The organism is Allokutzneria albata, assembly GCF_900103775.1.
In the GTDB taxonomy this organism is placed as follows: domain Bacteria; phylum Actinomycetota; class Actinomycetes; order Mycobacteriales; family Pseudonocardiaceae; genus Allokutzneria; species Allokutzneria albata.
Genome location: NZ_LT629701.1, coordinates 6,886,252 through 6,904,893, shown reverse-complemented (window position 1 = coordinate 6,904,893; position 18,642 = coordinate 6,886,252). Strand labels below are relative to the sequence as shown.

Annotated in this window: 17 protein-coding genes; 9 read left to right on the top strand and 8 right to left on the bottom strand. The window is 70.8% G+C overall.

Features of this window, described 5'->3' with window-relative positions; translation table 11 throughout:
* Window positions 1–52 precede the first annotated feature (52 nt).
* The 4 genes from BLT28_RS31505 to BLT28_RS31490 all read left to right on the top strand — a co-directional run bounded on the left by BLT28_RS31505 (window position 53) and on the right by BLT28_RS31490 (window position 3,796).
* Window positions 53–313, top strand: coding sequence for a hypothetical protein (locus BLT28_RS31505; RefSeq protein ID WP_030427046.1), 261 nt, complete (start codon window positions 53–55; stop codon window positions 311–313).
* Window positions 314–316: 3 nt separating this feature from the next.
* Complete coding sequence (locus tag BLT28_RS31500) at window positions 317–565, top strand: hypothetical protein (protein WP_030427047.1); 249 nt, start codon at window positions 317–319, stop codon at window positions 563–565.
* A gap of 65 nt (window positions 566–630) precedes the next feature.
* Complete coding sequence (locus BLT28_RS31495; RefSeq protein ID WP_030427048.1) at window positions 631–3,402, top strand: FtsK/SpoIIIE domain-containing protein; 2,772 nt, start codon at window positions 631–633, stop codon at window positions 3,400–3,402.
* 16 nt (window positions 3,403–3,418) lie between these two features.
* Window positions 3,419–3,796, top strand: coding sequence for a hypothetical protein (locus tag BLT28_RS31490; protein WP_052406807.1), 378 nt, complete (start codon window positions 3,419–3,421; stop codon window positions 3,794–3,796).
* A 10-nt stretch (window positions 3,797–3,806) separates the two neighbouring features.
* Here the strand turns inward: BLT28_RS31490 and BLT28_RS31485 are convergent, their stop codons facing one another.
* The gene (locus BLT28_RS31485; RefSeq protein ID WP_030427050.1) at window positions 3,807–4,694 is read right to left on the bottom strand and encodes a GNAT family N-acetyltransferase; all 888 of its coding nucleotides are present in this window, start codon (window positions 4,692–4,694) and stop codon (window positions 3,807–3,809) included.
* 41 nt (window positions 4,695–4,735) lie between these two features.
* A complete protein-coding gene (locus tag BLT28_RS31480; protein WP_030427051.1) occupies window positions 4,736–5,938 on the bottom strand; it encodes an amidohydrolase in 1,203 nt (400 codons plus the stop codon).
* A gap of 46 nt (window positions 5,939–5,984) precedes the next feature.
* Here BLT28_RS31480 and BLT28_RS31475 point away from each other — a divergent pair, with 46 nt between their 5' ends.
* Window positions 5,985–6,500 carry a VanZ family protein gene (locus BLT28_RS31475; RefSeq protein ID WP_030427052.1) on the top strand — a complete coding sequence of 172 codons (516 nt, stop codon included), beginning with the start codon at window positions 5,985–5,987 and terminating at the stop codon, window positions 6,498–6,500.
* Here the strand turns inward: BLT28_RS31475 and BLT28_RS31470 are convergent.
* Complete coding sequence (locus BLT28_RS31470; RefSeq protein ID WP_030427053.1) at window positions 6,457–8,112, bottom strand: FAD-binding oxidoreductase; 1,656 nt, start codon at window positions 8,110–8,112, stop codon at window positions 6,457–6,459. The genes BLT28_RS31475 and BLT28_RS31470 overlap by 44 nt on opposite strands.
* A gap of 16 nt (window positions 8,113–8,128) precedes the next feature.
* On the opposite strand from BLT28_RS31470, the gene BLT28_RS31465 reads away from it, so the two are divergent.
* Both BLT28_RS31465 and BLT28_RS31460 read left to right on the top strand, forming a co-directional pair.
* A complete protein-coding gene (locus tag BLT28_RS31465) occupies window positions 8,129–8,836 on the top strand; it encodes a TetR/AcrR family transcriptional regulator (protein WP_081899962.1) in 708 nt (235 codons plus the stop codon).
* Between the two features lie 26 nt (window positions 8,837–8,862).
* Window positions 8,863–10,413 (top strand): glycerol-3-phosphate dehydrogenase/oxidase, encoded by a 1,551-nt coding sequence (locus BLT28_RS31460; protein ID WP_030427055.1) that lies wholly within the window; start codon window positions 8,863–8,865, stop codon window positions 10,411–10,413.
* 74 nt (window positions 10,414–10,487) lie between these two features.
* On the opposite strand, the gene BLT28_RS31455 is transcribed toward BLT28_RS31460, so the two are convergent.
* On the bottom strand, window positions 10,488–10,985 hold the full coding sequence (locus BLT28_RS31455) for an FBP domain-containing protein (RefSeq protein WP_030427056.1): 498 nt from the start codon (window positions 10,983–10,985) through the stop codon (window positions 10,488–10,490).
* 142 nt (window positions 10,986–11,127) lie between these two features.
* Here BLT28_RS31455 and BLT28_RS31450 point away from each other — a divergent pair, with 142 nt between their 5' ends.
* On the top strand, window positions 11,128–12,039 hold the full coding sequence (locus BLT28_RS31450) for an ABC transporter ATP-binding protein (RefSeq protein ID WP_030427057.1): 912 nt from the start codon (window positions 11,128–11,130) through the stop codon (window positions 12,037–12,039).
* On the top strand, window positions 12,036–13,238 hold the full coding sequence (locus BLT28_RS31445) for an ABC transporter permease (RefSeq protein ID WP_030427058.1): 1,203 nt from the start codon (window positions 12,036–12,038) through the stop codon (window positions 13,236–13,238). The genes BLT28_RS31450 and BLT28_RS31445 overlap by 4 nt, the downstream gene beginning before the upstream one ends.
* On the opposite strand, the gene BLT28_RS31440 is transcribed toward BLT28_RS31445, so the two are convergent.
* The 4 genes from BLT28_RS31440 to BLT28_RS31425 form a co-directional block, all read right to left on the bottom strand.
* Window positions 13,230–14,549 carry a cryptochrome/photolyase family protein gene (locus BLT28_RS31440; protein ID WP_030427059.1) on the bottom strand — a complete coding sequence of 440 codons (1,320 nt, stop codon included), beginning with the start codon at window positions 14,547–14,549 and terminating at the stop codon, window positions 13,230–13,232. The two genes, BLT28_RS31445 and BLT28_RS31440, sit on opposite strands and share 9 nt — an antisense overlap.
* A 94-nt stretch (window positions 14,550–14,643) precedes the next feature.
* Window positions 14,644–15,975 (bottom strand): citrate synthase, encoded by a 1,332-nt coding sequence (locus BLT28_RS31435; protein ID WP_052406808.1) that lies wholly within the window; start codon window positions 15,973–15,975, stop codon window positions 14,644–14,646.
* A 459-nt stretch (window positions 15,976–16,434) separates the two neighbouring features.
* Complete coding sequence (locus BLT28_RS31430; protein ID WP_030427061.1) at window positions 16,435–17,373, bottom strand: carbohydrate kinase family protein; 939 nt, start codon at window positions 17,371–17,373, stop codon at window positions 16,435–16,437.
* Window positions 17,370–18,587, bottom strand: coding sequence for an amidohydrolase (locus tag BLT28_RS31425; protein ID WP_030427062.1), 1,218 nt, complete (start codon window positions 18,585–18,587; stop codon window positions 17,370–17,372). Before BLT28_RS31425 ends, BLT28_RS31430 begins: the two co-directional genes overlap by 4 nt.
* Window positions 18,588–18,642 lie beyond the last annotated feature (55 nt).

Here is an 18,642-nt window from a genome sequence, read left to right as displayed (position 1 = left end):
GGCCCACAGGAGTCGGCCGCAGCGCACGACGTGTTGAAAGGGCTGAAGCGACATGGCAAGCGTCGAGCAGGTTCGAGCGGGAATCAGCCTGGCCACCGAGAAGGCGAACGAGAGCATCGCCGCCCTCCAACAGGCCGCCTCGGCCATCGAAGAGGCGCAGACCGCGTTCGTGCAGGCGTCCGAGGGCAGCGCGCAGGACGACGCCGAGAAGATCCAGGGCATGTTCACCCAGATGCTGGAGGACCTCAACAACGTGCAGAACGGCGTCACCCAGGCGATCTCGACCGCCGAGGACTACGCGAACCGGCTGTAGGCCGTGTCCGTCGCCGAACTGCGGGCCGCGTTCGAGGTGGTGTGCCAGCACCTCGGCGCGGCCGTGCACCACGCGCGCGCCGCTGCGGACCGGCTGGCCGAGGCCGCGGAGGAGTTCGCCGACCTGTCCACCGGCCACCAGCGCTCGCTGGTGCCCCCGGAGCTGGCCAGGGCGGAGGAGCTGCTGGAGCGGTTGCTCGGCAGGCTGGCCGAGGGGACGGAGGCGGTCGGCGGTTTCGCCGCGGCCCTCTGAGGAACCCGTGCTCCGGCGTTGATAACTTGATCATGGGGAAACCGACAACGCCGTTGGGGTGAGCGTTGAACAAGCGGACCGAACGCCGCAAGAAGATCGAGCACGCGTTCGAGGAGTTCCGCGAGACCGTGGGCCTTGCCCTCGGCGCGGCCGCCCGGGACCACTCGCGGGCGGCGGTGGCCCATGCCCGCAGCATGTTCGAGCTGTGGATCCGGCAGACCGGGGTGACCACCGCGGTCGACGACCCCGCCTTCCGCCGCTGCCTGGACAACCCGCTGCTCAAGCCGGTGATCCAGCAGGCGCTGGACGAGTACCAGGGCATCTTCACCGGCTGGACCGGTCAGGGGCCGCTGGAGCTGCACCGGCTGGTCACCGAGGCCGCGCCGGGACCGGCCGGGGAGCCGTGGCAGACCTGGCTCGGGCACGCGGGCCAGCGCGACGGCAGCGGCGACGTGCCCGGGCTCTGGCGGGTCGGCTCCGCGGTGATCGACCGCGCTCCCGAGCGCGAGGAGTTCCCCGCCGCGGTCCCGCTGCTGGACGAGTCGCACCTGTCGTTCAGCTCCACCCCGGAGACGCGCGCGCAGATCGAGGGCACCGTCGAAGGGCTGCTGCTGCGGCTGATCAGCTACTTCCAGCCCGGCACCGTGCAGCTGCACGTCTGGGACGTCGCCCAGCTCACCGGCGCGCTGCCCGGGCTCTACCCGCTGGCCAGGGCCGGTCTGCTGACCGTGCACGACCCGGCGCGGCTGCACGAGCTGCTGGACGAGTTCGCCGAGCACATCCGGCGCATCCACACCAGCGTGCTCGTCGACGGCAGGCCGTCGCTGCGCGCGGTGGCCGACGCGACCGGCAAGCGCAGCGAACCGTGGCGGGTGGCCGTGCTCTTCGGCAACCGCACGGCGCTGGAGGAACAGCTCCAGCAGAAGCTGCAGCGCATCGCCCGCAACGGCCTCGCCTGCGGCATCCAGCTGATCCTGGTCGACCTGCCGATCACGGTGAACTCGCCGCTGGAGACGATCAGGGTCGGCAAGGACGGCGTCATCCGCGGCTCGATGACCGGCCCGCACGCGTCCGTCACGCTCGACCCGCAGCTGCCCCGCGAGCAGGTCACCAGGGCCTGCGGCGCGATCTCCGAGGCGCTGCTGGAGCGCAGGAGCCGGGTCTGCACCTTCGACGACCTGCTGCCCGAGGTGCGCTGGACCGGCACGTCGGCGTCCGGGCTGGAGGCGCCGATCGGCTACCACGACGGCGAGCCGGTCTCGATGATCATCGGCGACGCCTCGCCGCACGTGCTCGTCGGCGGGCCGAGCGGGTCCGGCAAGACGAACTTCCTGTACGCGATGCTCGGCGCGCTGGTGTCCCGCTACTCCCCCGACGAGCTGGAGCTGTACCTGCTCGACTTCAAGGAGGGCGTGTCCTTCGCGCAGTTCACCCCCGGCCGCAAGGACCCGAGCTGGCTGCCGCACGCGCGGCTGGTCGGCGTGAACGTCAACGCGGACCGGGAGTTCGGCCTGGCGCTGCTGAAGTTCCTCGCCGACGAGATGCGGCGGCGGGCGGACGCGGCCAAGCACCACGAGGTCACCAAGCTGGAGGAGCTGCGCGCGGAGGACCCGTCCGGTCGCTGGCCCAGGATCGTGGCGGTGATCGACGAGTTCCAGTACCTCTTCGCCGAGCGGGACGCGGTCACCAGCCGCGCGGTCGGGCTGCTGGAGGACGTGGCGCGGCGCGGCCGGTCGCAGGGCATCCACCTGGTGCTCTCCAGCCAGGACGTCTCCGGCATCGAGGCGTTCTGGGGCAAGCCCGCGATCTTCGAGCAGTTCGTGCTGCGGGTGGCGCTGCCCAAGGCGCGGCGGGTGCTCGCCGAGACCAACATGGCCGCCATGGAGGTCCCGCGCAGGCACGCGGTGATCAACCACGACTCCGGGGTGCGGCACGGCAACGAGATCGCGCGCGTTCCGGACGCGACCAGCAAGGGCACCTTCGACGCGCTCCAGCTCGAACTGTGGCAGCGGCGCACGGAGAACCTGCCGGAGCCGTTGCTCTTCGACGGCGAGAAGGTACCCCGTCTGTCCACTGTGGACGACTTTGCGGAGCTCGGCCCCGGGGCCGTCGTGCCGACCGCGCTGCTCGGTCAGGTCATCGACGTCAGCGGCAGCGCGGCCAAGGTCCGCCTGCTCCGCTCGCCGGGGCGCAACATCGCCGCGATCGGCTCGGTGGCCCGGGACGCGACCAGCGTGCTCGGCGCGGCGGCGCTGTCGCTGTCCCGGCAACACGATCCGGGCGACGCGGACTTCACCGTCGCCTACCTGACCGAGGACGCGACCGAGAGCGCCAAGGCGCTGGCCGACGAGCTGACGGCCGCGGGGCACGGCGTTGACGTGATCGACCTCGACGGCATCCGGGCGAAGCTGGACGGCCTCGCCGAGGGACTGAACACGCGACTGTCCGGCACCTGTGCCGAGACCCCGCGTCCGCACTACGTGCTGCTCTACGCGATCGACGCGGCGTACCCGTTGCTGGAGCAGAAGAACCCGGCGACCCGTCAGTCCGGTTTGGACACGATGAAGTTCGTGCTCAAGCACGGCCCGGAGTTCGGAACGCACGTCATCGGCTGGTGGCGCAGCGCCCAGCGGCTCAAGAGCTCGCTGATCGGCGGCGCGCTCGACGACATCGGCAGCTGGGTGGCGCTGGACGTGCACGGGCAGGAGCTGTCCAGCCTGGCCGCCGGGCAGATCATCAGCTGGGCGCCGCGGCCGCGCCGCGGCCTGTTCTTCGACCGGTTCGAGCACGCCAAGCCCGAGGTCGTGATCCCCTTCGACATCACCGGAGGTCAGTGATGACGGGAGAGTGGCTGTGAGCGAGGGAACCTCCGCGAGCCAGCGCTACCGCGAGATCACCGGCAGGGTGGACCAGGCGGTGCAGCGCACCCGCGAACGCGACAAGGAGCGCGCGCGGCAGCTGGAGATCGAGGTGGAGCGCAACGGCGAACGACTGGCCCGCGCCGCCGACCGGGAACGGCTCGTGCGGATGAGCGTGGAAACCCAGTGGGAGACCGCGGTCGAGGCGCTCTGGGACGAGCGGTGGCTGACCATCAAGCCGCTGCCCAAACCCGCCGAGTCCGTCCCCGCCGCCGACCAGAACCACTTCGACGGCGAGGTCGAACGCACCCGCCAGGCCCTCGAAGAGGTGCTGGCCAAACGAACCCTCCTCCGCCCCCGCAGACGCGACTAGCGGCTCCGGGCTAGCGGACAGCCGGGCGGCGTTGCCAGATGGTCCACAGTGGACGGTAGCCCTGGCGGTACCAGAACGGCGTGGAGAACTCGTTGGCCAGGATGTGTTCCATCAGGGTGACGGGAGCGCCCAGGTCGTTCAACCGCGCGTGCACCTCCGCGGCCAGGGCGCAGGCGACGCCGTTGGAGCGCGCGTCAGGGCGGACGTAGAGCCTGCTCAGGTAGGCGGTCGGCTCGGCGAGGACCATCGCCTGCGCCCAGCTCGCGCGCTCCCCCGCCTCGGCCTCGACGAACCCGATCACCTCTCCGTCGCGCTCGGCGACCAGCACGATCCCCTCAGCCACCGCCTCCCGCATCTCCTCGGCCAGCACCTCGCGCGCGTTGGCCCGCTCGGTGACCAGGCCGTAGCGCGCGTCATGGCTGTGCAGCGCCACGGAAAGCTCGACGAGCGCCGGGATGTCCGCCACCACGGCCGGACGGACCTCGTGGGGCGTGGCGAGCGACGGGATGGGGCGTCCGATCGGCCGGACGGCCACGACCGACGCGGGCGAGAAACCGTGGAAGACCAACTCGCGCACGGCGATGCTGTCGCGGCTCGGCCAGTTGATGACGGCGGCCTCGTCGCGGTCGCCGGGCGTGCACACCTCGGTCAGGTGCTTGTCCCACTCGTCCAGCAATGGGCCCAGTTCGCCGGTCGTGCCGGTGCTCAGGCGAACCCGGAGGACGTGCCGACGAGCCGCCGCCCACAGCGCGACCTCGGGACTGCTGTCCTCCGTGGTGAAGAAGCCGACAGCTCCCGGCACCTCGATGCGCCCGGCGTCATCCGGCGGCGTGATCGTGGGGAACAGCGGGTCGAGCGCCGCCAGCCGGGCGCGGTGCTGGTGGACGACGTCGCTCATCGGGACTTCATACCGCCGTCCCGCTCACGCGTCTTCCGATTTCAGGCGTAGAGCTCCCCGTTCGCGGCGACCAGTGTGCCCGCGCGGACGACGAGGGTGCGCACCTCGCGGTCCATCACCGCCGCGGCCACGGAGTCGCCGGGAACCACGACGAGGTCCGCCGAGTCGCCCTCGAGCATCCTGTGCCGGTCGACGCCGAGCGCGTGCGCGCCGCCCCTGGTGGCGATGTCCACGCACATCTCGATCTCGTCATCGGCCCGGAAACCGTTGCGGTAGGCCAACTGCCACGCGCGGTCGAGCATGTCGCCGTTGCCGTACGGGGACCAGTAGTCGCGGATGCCGTCCTGACCGAGGCCGATCCGCACTCCGGCCCGGCGCAGGCGGCGCAGCGGCAGCGGGTTGGCGCGGCCGCCGGCCACCGTGGTGACCGCGATGTCGTTGGCCGCGAGCAGGTCGATCAGCGCGACCTGCCGATCGGAGTCCACAGTGGACAATGCGAACGCGTGGCTGATCGTCACCCGGCCCGCCATTCCCAGGGCCGCCGTGCGCTCGCAGATCAGCTCGATCTCGAAGGCACCCAGCTCACCGGAGTCGTGCAGGTGGACGTCCACCCCGCGCTGGTGCCGTTCGGCGAGGCCGAAGACGATGTCGAGGTGGCGCACCGGATCGCGGTCGTAGCCGGCCGGATCGATGCCGCCGACGAGGTCCGCGCCCGCGCGCAGCGCCTGGTCGAGCAGGTCCTCCGTACCGGGGTCGCGCAGGATTCCGCACTGCGGGAAGGCGACCACCTGCACGGTGGCCCGCGCGGCGTGGGCCTCCTTCGCCGCGAGCACGCCTTCGAGGCGTTCGAGTCCGGAGTCGGTGTCGACCTGCGCGTGGCTGCGGACCAGGGTCGCGCCCGCGGCGATCGTGCGGCCGAGCGTGTAGGTGGCCCGGTCGGTGACGCCCTTCTCCGCCGAGCGCCAGTTCGCGCGGTCGTTCTCGATCAGCCCGGCGAGGCCCGGGCCCGCTGTGTGCTCGCGGAACGGCAGGCCGAGACGGGTGGAGTCGAGGTGCGCGTGCGCGTCGGCGAACGCGGGCAGCAGCACCCCTCCGCGCCCGTCCACCACGGGGACGCCGTCCGGGGCCGGGATGTCGGAGTTGATCGCGGCAATGCTGCCGCCCTGACAGAGGACATCCGTCTCGGGCCCACCGGCGGTGTGGGGCCAGGGTCGCACCGAACGGATCAGGAGATCACCGGTCACCCAGGCCACACTATCCCGCTACACCCCACGAGGCAGCATCGCGTCCGTGTACATCCTTCACGTCCGCGTTCCGATCACGTGGTGGACCGCGCTCGGGCTCCTGGCCGGGACCGCGGTGAGCCTGCTGCTCTGGCGCCCGCTCGCCGCGCGCACCGGCTGGCACCCCGGCTGGTCCCTGATGTCGTTGTTGCTGCTCAGCTCCACCTTGGCGCTGACGTTCGGGCCGGGGCTGCAACGCAGTCCGCCCACGCTGACGCAGTGCTTGCCGACTCGGGCGACCAAGCTGCTGCGCTCGCTCGCCCAGCTCGGCGGAGACCTGGAGAACGTGCTGAACCTGCTGGTGCTCGCGCCTGTGGTGATCGCGGTCGTGCTGGCCACCCGCCGCACCGCATACGGCGTGTGGCTGGCGATCGCGTTGCCGGGCTTGATCGAGATAGTGCAGAGCCAGATCCCGGGACGCGTGTGTTCAACCGCCGACTACTGCGCGAACGCGGTTGGCGGGGTGTCGGCCGCCGTGCTCACGGCAGCGGTTTTGCGTCGCCGACGAGCTTTCCCGGGTTGAGCACGCCCGTCGGGTCGAGGCGCTGCTTCACCGCGCGCAGCACTTCGAGCCCCAGGTCGCCGATCTCCGCCCCGAGCCACGGCGCGTGGTCCACGCCCACCGCGTGGTGGTGGCTGATCGTGCCGCTGTGCCGGACGATCGCCTCGCAGGCCGCGACCTTGGCGCGCTGCCACTGCCCGAGCGGGTCGTCGGCGGAGCGCGGGGTCAGCGTCGTGAAGTACAGCGAAGCGCCGGTCTCGTACGCGTGGGAGATGTGGCACATCACGACCGGGCTGCTGCCGTGCGTGCCAAGGGATTCGATCAGCGCCCCCCGCACGGCAGTGCGCAACGCGGTCAGGTCCGACCACGTCGCCGCGGTCTCCAGCGTCTCGACGCACACGCCCGCGTCGAGCAGCACGTCCCGCTGTCGAGGCCCGTTGAACCGCCCCTTGCGCCACGTCTCGCCCAGCGCGCGGCCGAGCGCGACCGGGCGGAACCGCCGCAGCCTGCGCAGCGCGGCCGTGCGGCGCGTCGCCAGCTCTCGCGGTGAGCCGGTTTCCCAGCCCAGGACCAGCATGCACGGCTCGACGACGCCACGCGCACGCAGATACGCCTTGAGCACCTTGACCTTCCACCCGCCGGACAGCTCGAAGGAGACCTCGGTCTCGTCCACATCGGACAGTCGGGTGACGTCAGCGAGCGCCCTTGCCTGAGCCAGTTCGCGGACCGCGTCCGCCCCTCGGTCCCACCCGTCGAGGATGAAGCCTTCGTAGTGCTTGACGCGCGGCGCGGACCGAACGCGCAAGGTCAGTTCGGTGACCACGCCGAACAAGCCTTCGCTGCCGATCACCAGTCGCTTGAGGTCCGGCCCCGCCGCCGAGGCGGGCACACCACCGAGTCGCATCTCGCCCTGGGGCGTGGCCATCCGCACTCCCACGACCATCTCCTCGAAGCGCCCGTACCCGGCCGATGCCTGGCCGGAGGAGCGCGTCACCGCGAACCCGCCGAGCGTCGCGCGTTCGAAGGACTGCGGGAAGTGCCCCAGCGTGAAGCCGTGCGCGGCGAGCAGGCGCTCCGCATCAGGCGCGCGCACTCCGGCACGGAACACCGCGGTGTGCGAGACGGGATCGACCGACACGAGCTGGTCGAGGTGGACGAGGTCGAGCGAGATGACGGCGTTCTTGTTGCCCCGCAACGCGTTCACGCCACCAACCACGGACGTGCCGCCTCCGAAGGGAACAACGGCGATGTCGTGCTCGACGCAGACTTCGAGCACTCGCTGCACCTGCTCGGGGTCGGCGGGCAGCACCACGGCGTCCGGAACATCCGGCTCGCCCGCACCCCTGCGCCGCATCAAGTCCACATAGGACAGTCCGCCCGCGCGGCCGAGGCGGGCGTCGCGGTCCACCAGCACGTGCGCTTCGCCGACGACCTCCGCGAGCGCCGTCCGCACGGTCGAGCCAAGCCGCGAGTCCGGGACGGCGAGCACCGAGCCGGGCGCCTCCGGGGTGATCGTGGTGCCCAGACCGGTACGGGAGCGCAACCAACGCAGCGCGTGCGGCGGCAGGTGCGCTTCGGCGGCGGGGGCCGAGGTCCAGCTCCCGCGAAGGGTGTGGTCGATGCGCTGGTTCACGGTTAGAGTGTGACACATGACCGCCGAATGTCACACCCCAGCGGAACCGCGGCCCCCGGCGAACCGGGTGCACGACGACACCGTGCTGGACGCGGCGCGCGAGTGCGTGCTCGCGCTGGGCGTGCGGCGCACGACGCTGAGCGAGGTGGCCCGGCGGGCCGGGGTCAGCCGGATGACCCTCTACCGCCGCTTCCCCGACGTGAACTCGCTGCTCGCGGCCCTCATGACCAGGGAGTTCGGCGCCCTCCTCGGCCAGGTCGCCGCCCCTGACGCACTGAATGGGTCATTGAGGTACTTGAACGCACCGAATGGGTCATTCAGTGCGCTCAACGCACCGAACGACTCGTTCGGGGTGAACGGCGGGGGGATGCGGCGGAGGCTGGTGGCGTGCGTGGTGGAGGGAGTGCGGCTGCTCAGCGCGAGTCCGCTCCTGCGCAGTGTTCTCGAAGTCGACCCGCAGCTGCTCATCCCGTACGTCTTCGAGCGGCTGGGCAGCACGCAGCGCATCGCCGAGCAGTTCCTCCACGACCAGGTGCTCGCCGGGCACGCGGACGGCTCGATCCGCCGGGGCGAGACGAGCGCGCAGGTGCGGATGTTGCTGCTGACCGCGCAGACGATGGTGCTCTCACTCCGCCCGGCGACTTCGGACGTCGACGAGGACGCCCTGTACACCGAGCTGGCGCACATGCTCGACGCCGCTCTGACACCGGAGGCGACAGCGTGACCGCGACCCCGCTCCCCGCCGGCTCACTGCGGGCGACCTCGCTCAACGCCGGGCGGCGCGCCACCGAACTCGAAGCGCTCGCGGGCGGCAAGGTCGTCGACGTGCTCGTGATCGGCGGCGGCGTGACCGGGGCCGGAGTCGCGTTGGACGCCGCGTCGCGCGGGCTCTCCGTGGCCCTCGTCGAGGCGCACGACCTCGCGTTCGGCACGTCGAGGTGGTCCAGCAAGCTCGTGCACGGCGGACTGCGGTACCTGGCACGCGGGGATGTGGGGCTGGCCCACGAGAGCGCCGTCGAGCGCGGACTACTGATGACGCGCACTGCTCCGCACCTCATCCGCGCGCTTCCCCAGCTCATTCCGCTGCACGCGAAAACCCGTGGCGGCGAAGGGATCTCCCGTCGTTCCGAGGCAGTGTTGTTCGCCGGTCTGCACGCCGGTGACGCGCTCCGCAGGGCGGCCCGCACGCCCAGCTCCGTGCTGCCCGGGCCGCGGCGCGTGCCGATCGCCGAGACGCTCGCGCTGGCGCCCGGGCTTCGGCGGGCAGGGCTGCGCGGCGGCCTGCTGTCCTTCGACGGCCAGCTGATCGACGACGCGCGCCTGGTCGTCACGCTGGCCAGGACCGCGGCGGGGTTCGGCGCGCGCATCCTCACCCGCGTCCGCGCGCTCAAGGTCGGCGGGGACGGTGCCGAGGTCCGCGACGAGCTGACCGGGGCTTCCTTCGACATCCGCGCCAAGTCGGTGATCAACGCGGCCGGGGTGTGGGCGGGCGAGGTCGTCGACGGTGTCCGGCTGCGGCCGTCGAGGGGTTCGCACCTCGTGCTCTCCGGTGCCGACCTGGGGATCACGCAGTCCGCGCTGACGGTGCCGGTGCCCGGTGAGCGCAACCGCTACGTGCTGGTGCTGCCGCAGCTGGGCGGGCGGGTCTACCTCGGACTCACCGACGAGCCGGTCGAACTGCCCGTTCCGGACGTGCCGGAAGTGCCCGAGTCCGATGTGGACTTCCTGCTCGGCGTCGCGTCATCGGTGCTGGAGCAGCGAATCGGCCGGGAACACGTGATCGGCTCGTACGCCGGGTTGCGGCCGCTGATCGACTCCGCGGACGGCAAGACCGCCGACCTCTCCCGCAAGCACGCGGTGCTGCGCTCGCGCGACGGTGTGATCACGATCGTCGGCGGCAAGCTCACCACCTACCGGAGAATGGCCGCCGATGCGGTCGACGCCATCGTGCGGCAACGAGAACTGCACTGCGGTGAGTCGCGGACCGACCGCGTTCCCCTGGTCGGCTCCGCCCCGCCGAGTTACTTGTCCATTGTGGATGCTCCGGCCTCGCTCGTCGCCCGCTACGGCGCGGAGGCACCCAGGATCAGCGCGCTCAGCGAGTTCGACAGCGAGCTGGCCGAGGAGGTTGCCGCGGGCATCACCGCGGCCGAGGTGGTGTGGGCGGTGCGGCACGAGGGCGCGCTCGACGCCGACGACGTGGTGGACCGGCGCACCCGCATCGGCCTGGTGCCCGCCGACCGCGACAAGGCCGCCTCCCGGGTGGAATCGTTGGTGCGACGGGCTTTGGAGGGCGTCTAGGCGGATGATCGGCGCGGTCGCACCCTTGCCGGGGAAGGACTTCTGCGCGTCGAGACGGGTCCCGTGATCCTCGCCTAGACCTTGGCGAGCACGTCCGCGACGAAGCGGTGCACGTTCGTCTCGAGGCGGGCGATCCGGTCCTCGACCGACAGGGTCTCGTTCGGCTGCGGCACCTCCGGGCGGAGCTTGCGCCGCACGTAGAGGCAGCACGAGAGGTCGCGGCACAGGTACGTACCGAGCGTGTTGCCGGCCTTACCCGCCGCACCCGCGCGGCGAGCGGAGAACATCGCGATGTCCGAGGTTCCGTGCACGGTCATGCAGAAGCCGCACATCGACGAGCGCAGGCTGCTCGTCGGCGGCGTGGTCGCGCGCAGCGAGAGGCCGACCGGCGTACCGTCGTGCCAGAGCACCAGATAGGCCCTGCCGGGGGCTTTGGGGTCGCGCCAGCCGAGGAACTCCAGGTCCGCCCACTGGATCGTCTCCACCCTGGCGGGCAGGGTCACGCCCTTCGCCTCACCCTTGGAGCAGTTCACGAATGACGAGCGGATGTCGTCCTGGCTGAGCGGGTCCATGAGCCGAAGGTAAGCCGGTGTCCCCGCCACGGCCACCGGATATCTGTGAGTTGGGCCGCGATGCCCGTGTTCCTTTGTGCACCCGGCCGATGAGTTGACAGACTTCGCACTACCGACCACCGCCCACCGGAGGGAGAACACCGTGTCCGACGCGGTGCTGGAGATCGATCGGGTCTCCAAGAGCTACGGCTCCGTCGTGGCGTTGCAGGACATGAGCTTCTCCGTGCGAGCAGGCGAGATGTTCGGCTTCGTCGGCAGCAACGGCGCGGGCAAGACCACCACCATGCGGATCGCGCTGGGGGTGCTCTCCGCCGACTCCGGCGAGATCCGCTGGAACGGCGAACCGATCACCTTCGAGACGCGGCGGCACATCGGCTACATGCCCGAGGAGCGCGGGCTCTACCCGAAGATGAAGGTCACCGAACAGCTGGTCTACCTCTCCGAGCTGCACGGGATGACCGCGGCGGCGGCCCGCAAGGCGGCCGACGAGTGGACCGAACGGCTCGGCCTGACCGCGCGCCGCAACGAGGAGGTGCAGAAGCTCTCCCTCGGCAACCAGCAGCGCGTGCAGCTGGCCGCGGCGCTGGCGCACGACCCCGAGGTGCTGGTGCTGGACGAGCCCTTCTCCGGCCTCGACCCGGTGGCCGTGGACGTGATGAGCCAGGTGCTGCGGGACAAGTGCGACTCGGGCGTCCCGGTGGTGTTCTCCAGCCACCAGCTGGACCTGGTGGAGCGGTTGTGCGACCGGGTCGGAATTGTCCGAAGTGGACGAATGGTCGCCAACGGCACGGTCGAGGAGCTGCGCGCCAGCGGCGCCAACCGGATCGAGGTGCACGCGCCGCTGGCCAACTACGGCTGGGCCGACGAGCTGCCCGGGGTGACGATGATCAGCCACCTCGACGGCCGCACCGTCCTGGAGCTGGCCGACGGCACCGACGACCAGGCGGTCCTGCGCGCCGCACTGGACACCGGGCCGGTGCACGAGTTCACCCGGCTCCGGCCCACCCTCACCGAACTGTTCCGCAACGTGGTCACCGAGGAGCGCGCGGCATGAGCAAGGGTTCCGTTTCCGTCTCCCGCGGGGTCTGGCTGGTCGCCAAGCGGGAGCTGAACACGCGCGTGCGGTCCAAGGCCTTCGTGATCGGCACCGCGGCGATCATCGTGGTGATCGCGGCCTACGTCGGCGTGATGTTCTTCGTCGGCCAGAGCATGTCGCAGACCACGGTCGGGATGACCGGGCAGGCCAGCGTGCTCGCCGAACCGCTGAAGGCCTCGGCCAAGGCGCTCGGCGAGGACGTCACGACCACCACCGTCCCCGACGTCGCCACCGGTGAGCGCCAGGTGACCGAGGGCGAGATCGACGTCCTGGTCAGCGGCGCCACCGACAAGCTCCAGGTGCTGGTGAAGAAGGACCTCGGCAACCAGGTCCGCGCGGCCCTGGACGGCCTGGTCCGGCAGCAGGCGCTGGACGCCGAGCTGGCCGAGGCCGGGCTGGACCCCAACGCGGTGCGGACCGCCGTCGCCGAGGCCAGGTTCGAGGTGCGCACCATCGAACCGGAGGACCCCGAGCGCGGGGAACGGCTCGGCGTGGCGATGGGCGTGACCTTCCTGCTCTACGGCTCGCTGCTGATGTTCGGCATGGCGGTCGCGCAGGGCGTGGTCGAGGAGAAGTCCAGCCGCGTCATCGAGCTGCTGCTGTCCTCGGTGCGGCCGTGGCAGCTGCTCGCGGGCAAGGTGCTCGGCATCGGGCTGGTCGGCCTGCTGCAGATGGGCATCGTCGCCGGCGTCGGGCTCACCGCGGCCATCCAGCTCGGCGTGCTCACGCTGCCCCAGGGCGCGGTGCTGGTGACCGTGCTGTCCGCGGTGGTCTGGTACTTCCTCGGCTTCTTCCTCTACGCGGTGATGTTCGCGATGGCGGGTTCCCTGGTGTCGCGCCAGGAGGACATCAACTCCGTGGTCCAGCCGCTGATGTTCTCCGCGATCATCCCGTTCGTGCTGACGTTCATCACGATCCCGCGCGACCCGGAGAGCAAGCTGCTGGAGGTGCTGTCGTTCATCCCGCCGTTCTCGCCGATCGTGATGCCCGCGCGAGCCGCGCTCGGCGTCGCCCCGGCGTGGCAGGTGATCGTGTCGGTCGTGCTCGCCGTGGCGGCGCTGGCCGGGCTGATCTGGCTGGCGGGGCGCGTGTTCGGCAACGCCGTCCTGCGCACCGGCAGCCGGGTCAAGCTCCGCGACGCCCTCCGCTCAACCTGAGTTCTTGACGATGTCGTAGCGCCGCAACGCTTCGAGGCGTTCTTCGGCGTGGTCGACGATCGGGAGGGGGTAGCCCGGGGGCACACCGCCGTCGAGTTTCCACGGCTGGTGCACGCGCTTCCCGGGCACCCCGCGCAGCTCCGGCACGTACTTGCGGACGTAGTCGCCGTCGGGGTCGAACTTCTCCCCCTGGGTGATCGGGTTGAACACGCGGAAGTACGGTGACGCGTCCGTGCCGGTGCCCGCGGTCCACTGCCACCCGTGCTGGTTGGACGCGAGATCGCCGTCCACCAGGTACCGCATGAAGTGCGCCGCACCGCGCCGCCACCACAGGTGCAGGTCCTTCGCCAGGAAGCTCGCGACGATCATGCGCACGCGGTTGTGCATCCACCCCTCGGCGAGCAGCTGCCGCATCCCCGCGTCCACGATGGGGAACCCGGTCTTCCCGGCGCGCCAAGCGTCGAAGAGCTCGTCGCCCTCGTCGTACGGCAGGACGTCGAACCGGCGGTCGTAGTTCTCGCGCGCGGTCTCCGGGCGGTGCCACAGCACATCGGCGTAGAAGTCCCGGAACGCCAGCTCGCGTCGGTACGCCTCGTCCTCCGCACCGAGGTCGGCGAGCAACGTGCGCGGGTGCACGCACCCCCACCGCAGGTACGGCGACATCCGGCTCGTGCCAGGCAGATCGGGGCGGTCGCGGTGCTCGGCGTAGTCCGAGCGCACCTCCCGGAACGTCCGCCACGCCTGGCGTGCCGCGGCCTCTCCGACCGCGGGCAAGGTCATCCCGCCCAGGTCCTCGTCCGCCGGAATCGCGTCCTTCGTGGACGGACCAATCCAGTCCACAGTGGACTTGGAGGTCTTCGCGGGCCCGCGCCACCCGTGCTCCACCCAGGCGCGGTAGAACGGCGTGAACACCTTGAACGGAGTGCCGTCGCCCTTCACCACGCGCCCGGGAGTGATCGCGTACGGCGACCCCGTGCGCACGAACTTCGCGTCGATCGCCTTCTCCACCAAGGCATCCCGCTCTCGCCCGTACGGCCCGGCGTCCGCGGAGACGTGCACGCTCGTCGCCCCGTACTCCCGCACGACGCGCGGCAGCACCTCCGCGGGGTCGCCGTGCACCACGTGCAGGCGCCCGTCCAACCGCTCGTCGAGCTCGCGCAGGCAGCGGTAGAGGAATGTCCGCCTCGGCGCTCCCGAGGCCTTCACCAAGCGGGGGTCCAGCACGTAGAGCGCCAGCACGCGGTCAGCCGCGCGCCCCGCCTCCGCCAAAGCCGGATGATCCCCGAGCCGCAGGTCCCGCCGGAACCACATGATCGACGCACTCACCGGGGAACCGTACCCAGTAGGCCGCAAAGAGAACCGCCCCGGCGCGGGGTGCGACGGGGCGGTCCGGGAAAAGCGGGGGTCAGCGCTTGTCGAGCTCGACGAAGTCGCGCTCGGTGGGGCCGACGTAGATCTGGCGCGGGCGGCCGATCTTGGTGGCCGGGTCCTTCATCATCTCGCGCCAGTGCGCGATCCAGCCCGGCAGCCTGCCCAGCGCGAACAGCACGGTGAACATCCGCGTCGGGAAGCCCATCGCGCGGTAGATCAGGCCGGTGTAGAAGTCCACGTTGGGGTAGAGCTTGCGGGAGATGAAGTAGTCGTCGGCGAGCGCGCGCTCCTCCAGCTTCTTGGCGATCTCCAGCAGCTGGTCGTCACCGCCGAGCTTCTTCAGCACCTCGTCCGCGGTCTTCTTGATGATCGCCGCGCGCGGGTCGTAGTTCTTGTAGACGCGGTGGCCGAAGCCCATGAGGCGGACGCCCGCCTCCTTGTTCTTCACCCGCTCCACGAACTTGTCGACGTCGCCGCCGTCGGCCTTGATGCTCTCCAGCATCTCCAGCACGGCCTGGTTGGCGCCGCCGTGCAGCGGGCCGAACAGGGCGTTGATGCCCGCGGAGATGCTGGCGAAGAGGTTGGCCTCGGAGGAGCCGACCATGCGCACGGTCGAGGTGGAGCAGTTCTGCTCGTGGTCGGCGTGCAGGATGAACAGCAGGTCCAGCGCCTTGGTCAGCGTCGGGTCCACGTCGTAGGGCTCCGCCGGGAACCCGAAGGTCATCCGGAGGAAGTTCTCCACCAGGCCAAGGGAGTTGTCCGGGTAGAGGAACGGCTGGCCGGCCGACTTCTTGTACGCGTAGGCGGCGATCGTGGGCAGCTTCGCCAGCAGGCGGATGGTCGACATCTCGACCTGCTGGTCGTCGAACGGGTTCAGGCTGTCCTGGTAGAAGGTGGACAGCGCGGAGACCGCGGAGGACAGCACCGGCATCGGGTGCGCGTCGCGCGGGAAGCCGTCGAAGAAGCGCTTCAGGTCCTCGTGCAGCAGGGTGTGCCTGCTGATCTTGGTGGTGAAGTCGTCGAGCTGGGCCTTGGTCGGCAGCTCGCCGTGGATGAGCAGGTAGCTCACCTCGACGAAGGTCGACTTCTCCGCCAGCTGCTCGATCGGATAACCGCGGTAGCGCAGGATTCCCGCGTCACCGTCGATGTAGGTGATCTCCGAGGAACAGGAAGCGGTGTTGACGAAACCGGTGTCCAGAGTGACGAGACCGGTTTTCGCGAGCAGTTTGCCGAGATCGATTCCTGGCGCGCCCTCGCTGGCTGTCACCAGACCCATCTCGTGCTCGCCGCCCGGGTGGCGCAGTGCGACGGTGGTGGCTTCGGCCGATTCGGCCGCCTGGTCAGGCGCGGTCGTCGCGTCGGGCATGCGAGTCCCTCTCACGCTCGGACGAGGACGGGTGGAAAACGGTCGGGATGTCCGTCCGCAGCACCGCCTCGTTGGGGTCCTGGAGACTCCAAGCTAGTAGGCGATCCGCCCTCTTCGCAGCCATCGACTTACCCGCTCGGGGCAGTTGGGACAGGTATCACATAACGCGCGTACGGTCCGGTTCGCCGCATTCGGTGGCCCAGACCACGCACTTTACGGTTACTGAACGGTATCTGTACCGGTCAGGGCGCGATGACGAGCGCCGACGCGGTGGACCAATGCCGGACGAGCGTCCGGGCGGGTCCGAATGACAACGGTGTCGCAACGATTGAGCCATCCGGGCGAGCATCCCGCCCAGGCGGCAAGCGTCGCACTCGCCGTGGGCACCCGGACGGTTGCCGAACGTGGCGGAGCCGGGAACTCCGCGTGACGTTCCCGGCTCCGCAATACGTTCATTCGTTATTTCAGCTCGTCCGCCCAGGGGGGTTCCGCGCCCGCCCTGGAACAGGTGATCGCGGCCGCCCGCGCGGCGAATTCCAGTGCTTCCCGCCAAGATTCGTCCGGCAATTCCCGTGCCGATTCCGTGGAAAGCGCGCCCGCGGTGTCCAGCCAGTGCAGGATCGCCGCGTGCACGGTGTCCCCGGCGCCGATGGTGTCCACCACCTCGACCCGCTGACCGGGCACCCGGACCAGACCACCGCTCGCCGTCAGAACCGCCAGCCCGTCCCCGCCGAGCGTCACCACCACGCCCGCGGGCCCCATTCCGGCCCACTCGCGCAGCGCGGGCCACGGGTCTCCCGCGTCGGCCAGCCAGGCGGCGTCCTCGACGGAGAGCTTGAGCAGCCCGATGTGCGGCAGCCAGCCCAGGAACCGCTCCCGGTAGCCGGCCGGATCGGTGATCAAGGCGGCGCGGATGTTCGGGTCGAGCACGGTGAACCGCCCGCGCCCGGCCTCCCGCCGCAGCACGGCCTCGTAGGCGGAGGCGCCGGGCTCCAGCACCATGCCGAGCGTGCCGAGGGAGACCGCCCGCACCTCCTCCGGCAGCGGCCCGGGATCGGCGACGAGCCGGTCCGCGGTGCCCTCGACGTGGAAGGAGTAGCGCGCGGAGCCGTCCTCGGCCAGCCCGACGACGGCGAGCGTGGTCGGCTCGGCACCGCGTTGCAGCAGCGAGGTGTCCACTCGGGACGCCCCGAGCCGCCCGGCGAGCGCGTCGCCGAAGAAGTCGGTGGACACCCTGGACAGGAACGACACCCGGGCGCCGAGGCGGCCGAGCGCGACCGCCACGTTGTACGGCCCGCCGCCCAGCCGGGGCAGCAGCGCGGGCAGACCCTCCACAGTGGACTCACCGGACGGCGAGGGCACGAGGTCGACCAGGGCCTCGCCACCCACCACGATCACTGGGCGCCCCTGCGGAACGGGTCGGTGACGACGCCCTCACCGCGGTCGGCGTCGTAGTGGTAAACCTCCCGGCCCTGGATGAAGACCTGCAGCGCGCGGCTCATCACGTCCAGCGGGTCACCGGACCAGATCACCACGTCGCCGTCCAGGCCCGGCTTGAGCGCGCCGACCCGGTCGTCCAGCCCGAGGATCTCCGCCGGGTTGGTGGTGATCGAGCGCAGCGCCACGTCCGGGTCCAGGCCCTCCTTGACCGACAGGGTGGCCTGGTGGACCAGGAAGTGGATCGGCACCACGGGGTGGTCGGTGGTGATCGCGATCCGCACGCCCGCCTTGGCCAGCAGGCCGGGGTTGCGCAGCGAGCGGTTGCGCAGCTCCACCTTCGACCGCGAGGTCAGCAGCGGCCCGATGATCACCGGGATGTCCCGCTCCGCCAGCACGTCGGCGATCAGGTGGCCCTCGGTGCCGTGGTTGATCACCAGGCGGTAGCCGAACTCGTCGGCCAGCCGCAGCGCGGTGGCGATGTCGTCGAGCCGGTGGGTGTGCTGGCACCACGGCAGCTCGCCGTCGAGCACCCGGACCAGCACCTCCATCGTGGTGTCCCGCTCGAAGGGCTTGTTCTCCTCGGCCGCGTGCGCCCTGCGCGCCCGGTAGTCCTGGGCCTTGGTCAGCGCGTCCCTGATCACCGCGGCGACGCCCTGCCGGGTCGACGGCAGGGTCTTCTTGTCGCCGTAGACCCGCTTCGGGTTCTCGCCGAGCGCGCTCTTCACGCTGACCGGCTCGACCATCAGCATCTCGTCGACCGTGCGGCCCCAGCACTTCAGCGCGACCGTCTGGCCGCCGATCGGGTTGCCCGAGCCCGGCTTGACCACCGCGGTCGTGACACCGCCGGAGAGCGCGTCGGCGAAGCCCATGTCGGCCGGGTTGATCGCGTCCAGCGCGCGCATCCTGGCGCCCACCGGATCGGTCATCTCGTTGGTGTCCTGACCGGCCCAGCCCTCGGCCTCCTCGTGCACGCCCATGTGCGCGTGCGCCTCGACGAAGCCGGGCAGCACCCACGAGCCGGAGGCGTCGACGACGGGGACGCCGTCCGGCACCTCCACGTCGGCGTCCGCGCCTACCGCGGTGATCTTCCCGTTCTGGACCAGCACCGTTGCGCCGTCAATGGGTTCGGCGGCGACGGGCACGACATATCCACCAGTGATCGCGACATCCACGGCTGGACGGTAACCGCTCCGTGCAGCGGGAGAAACCCGATCTGACCTGTTCGCC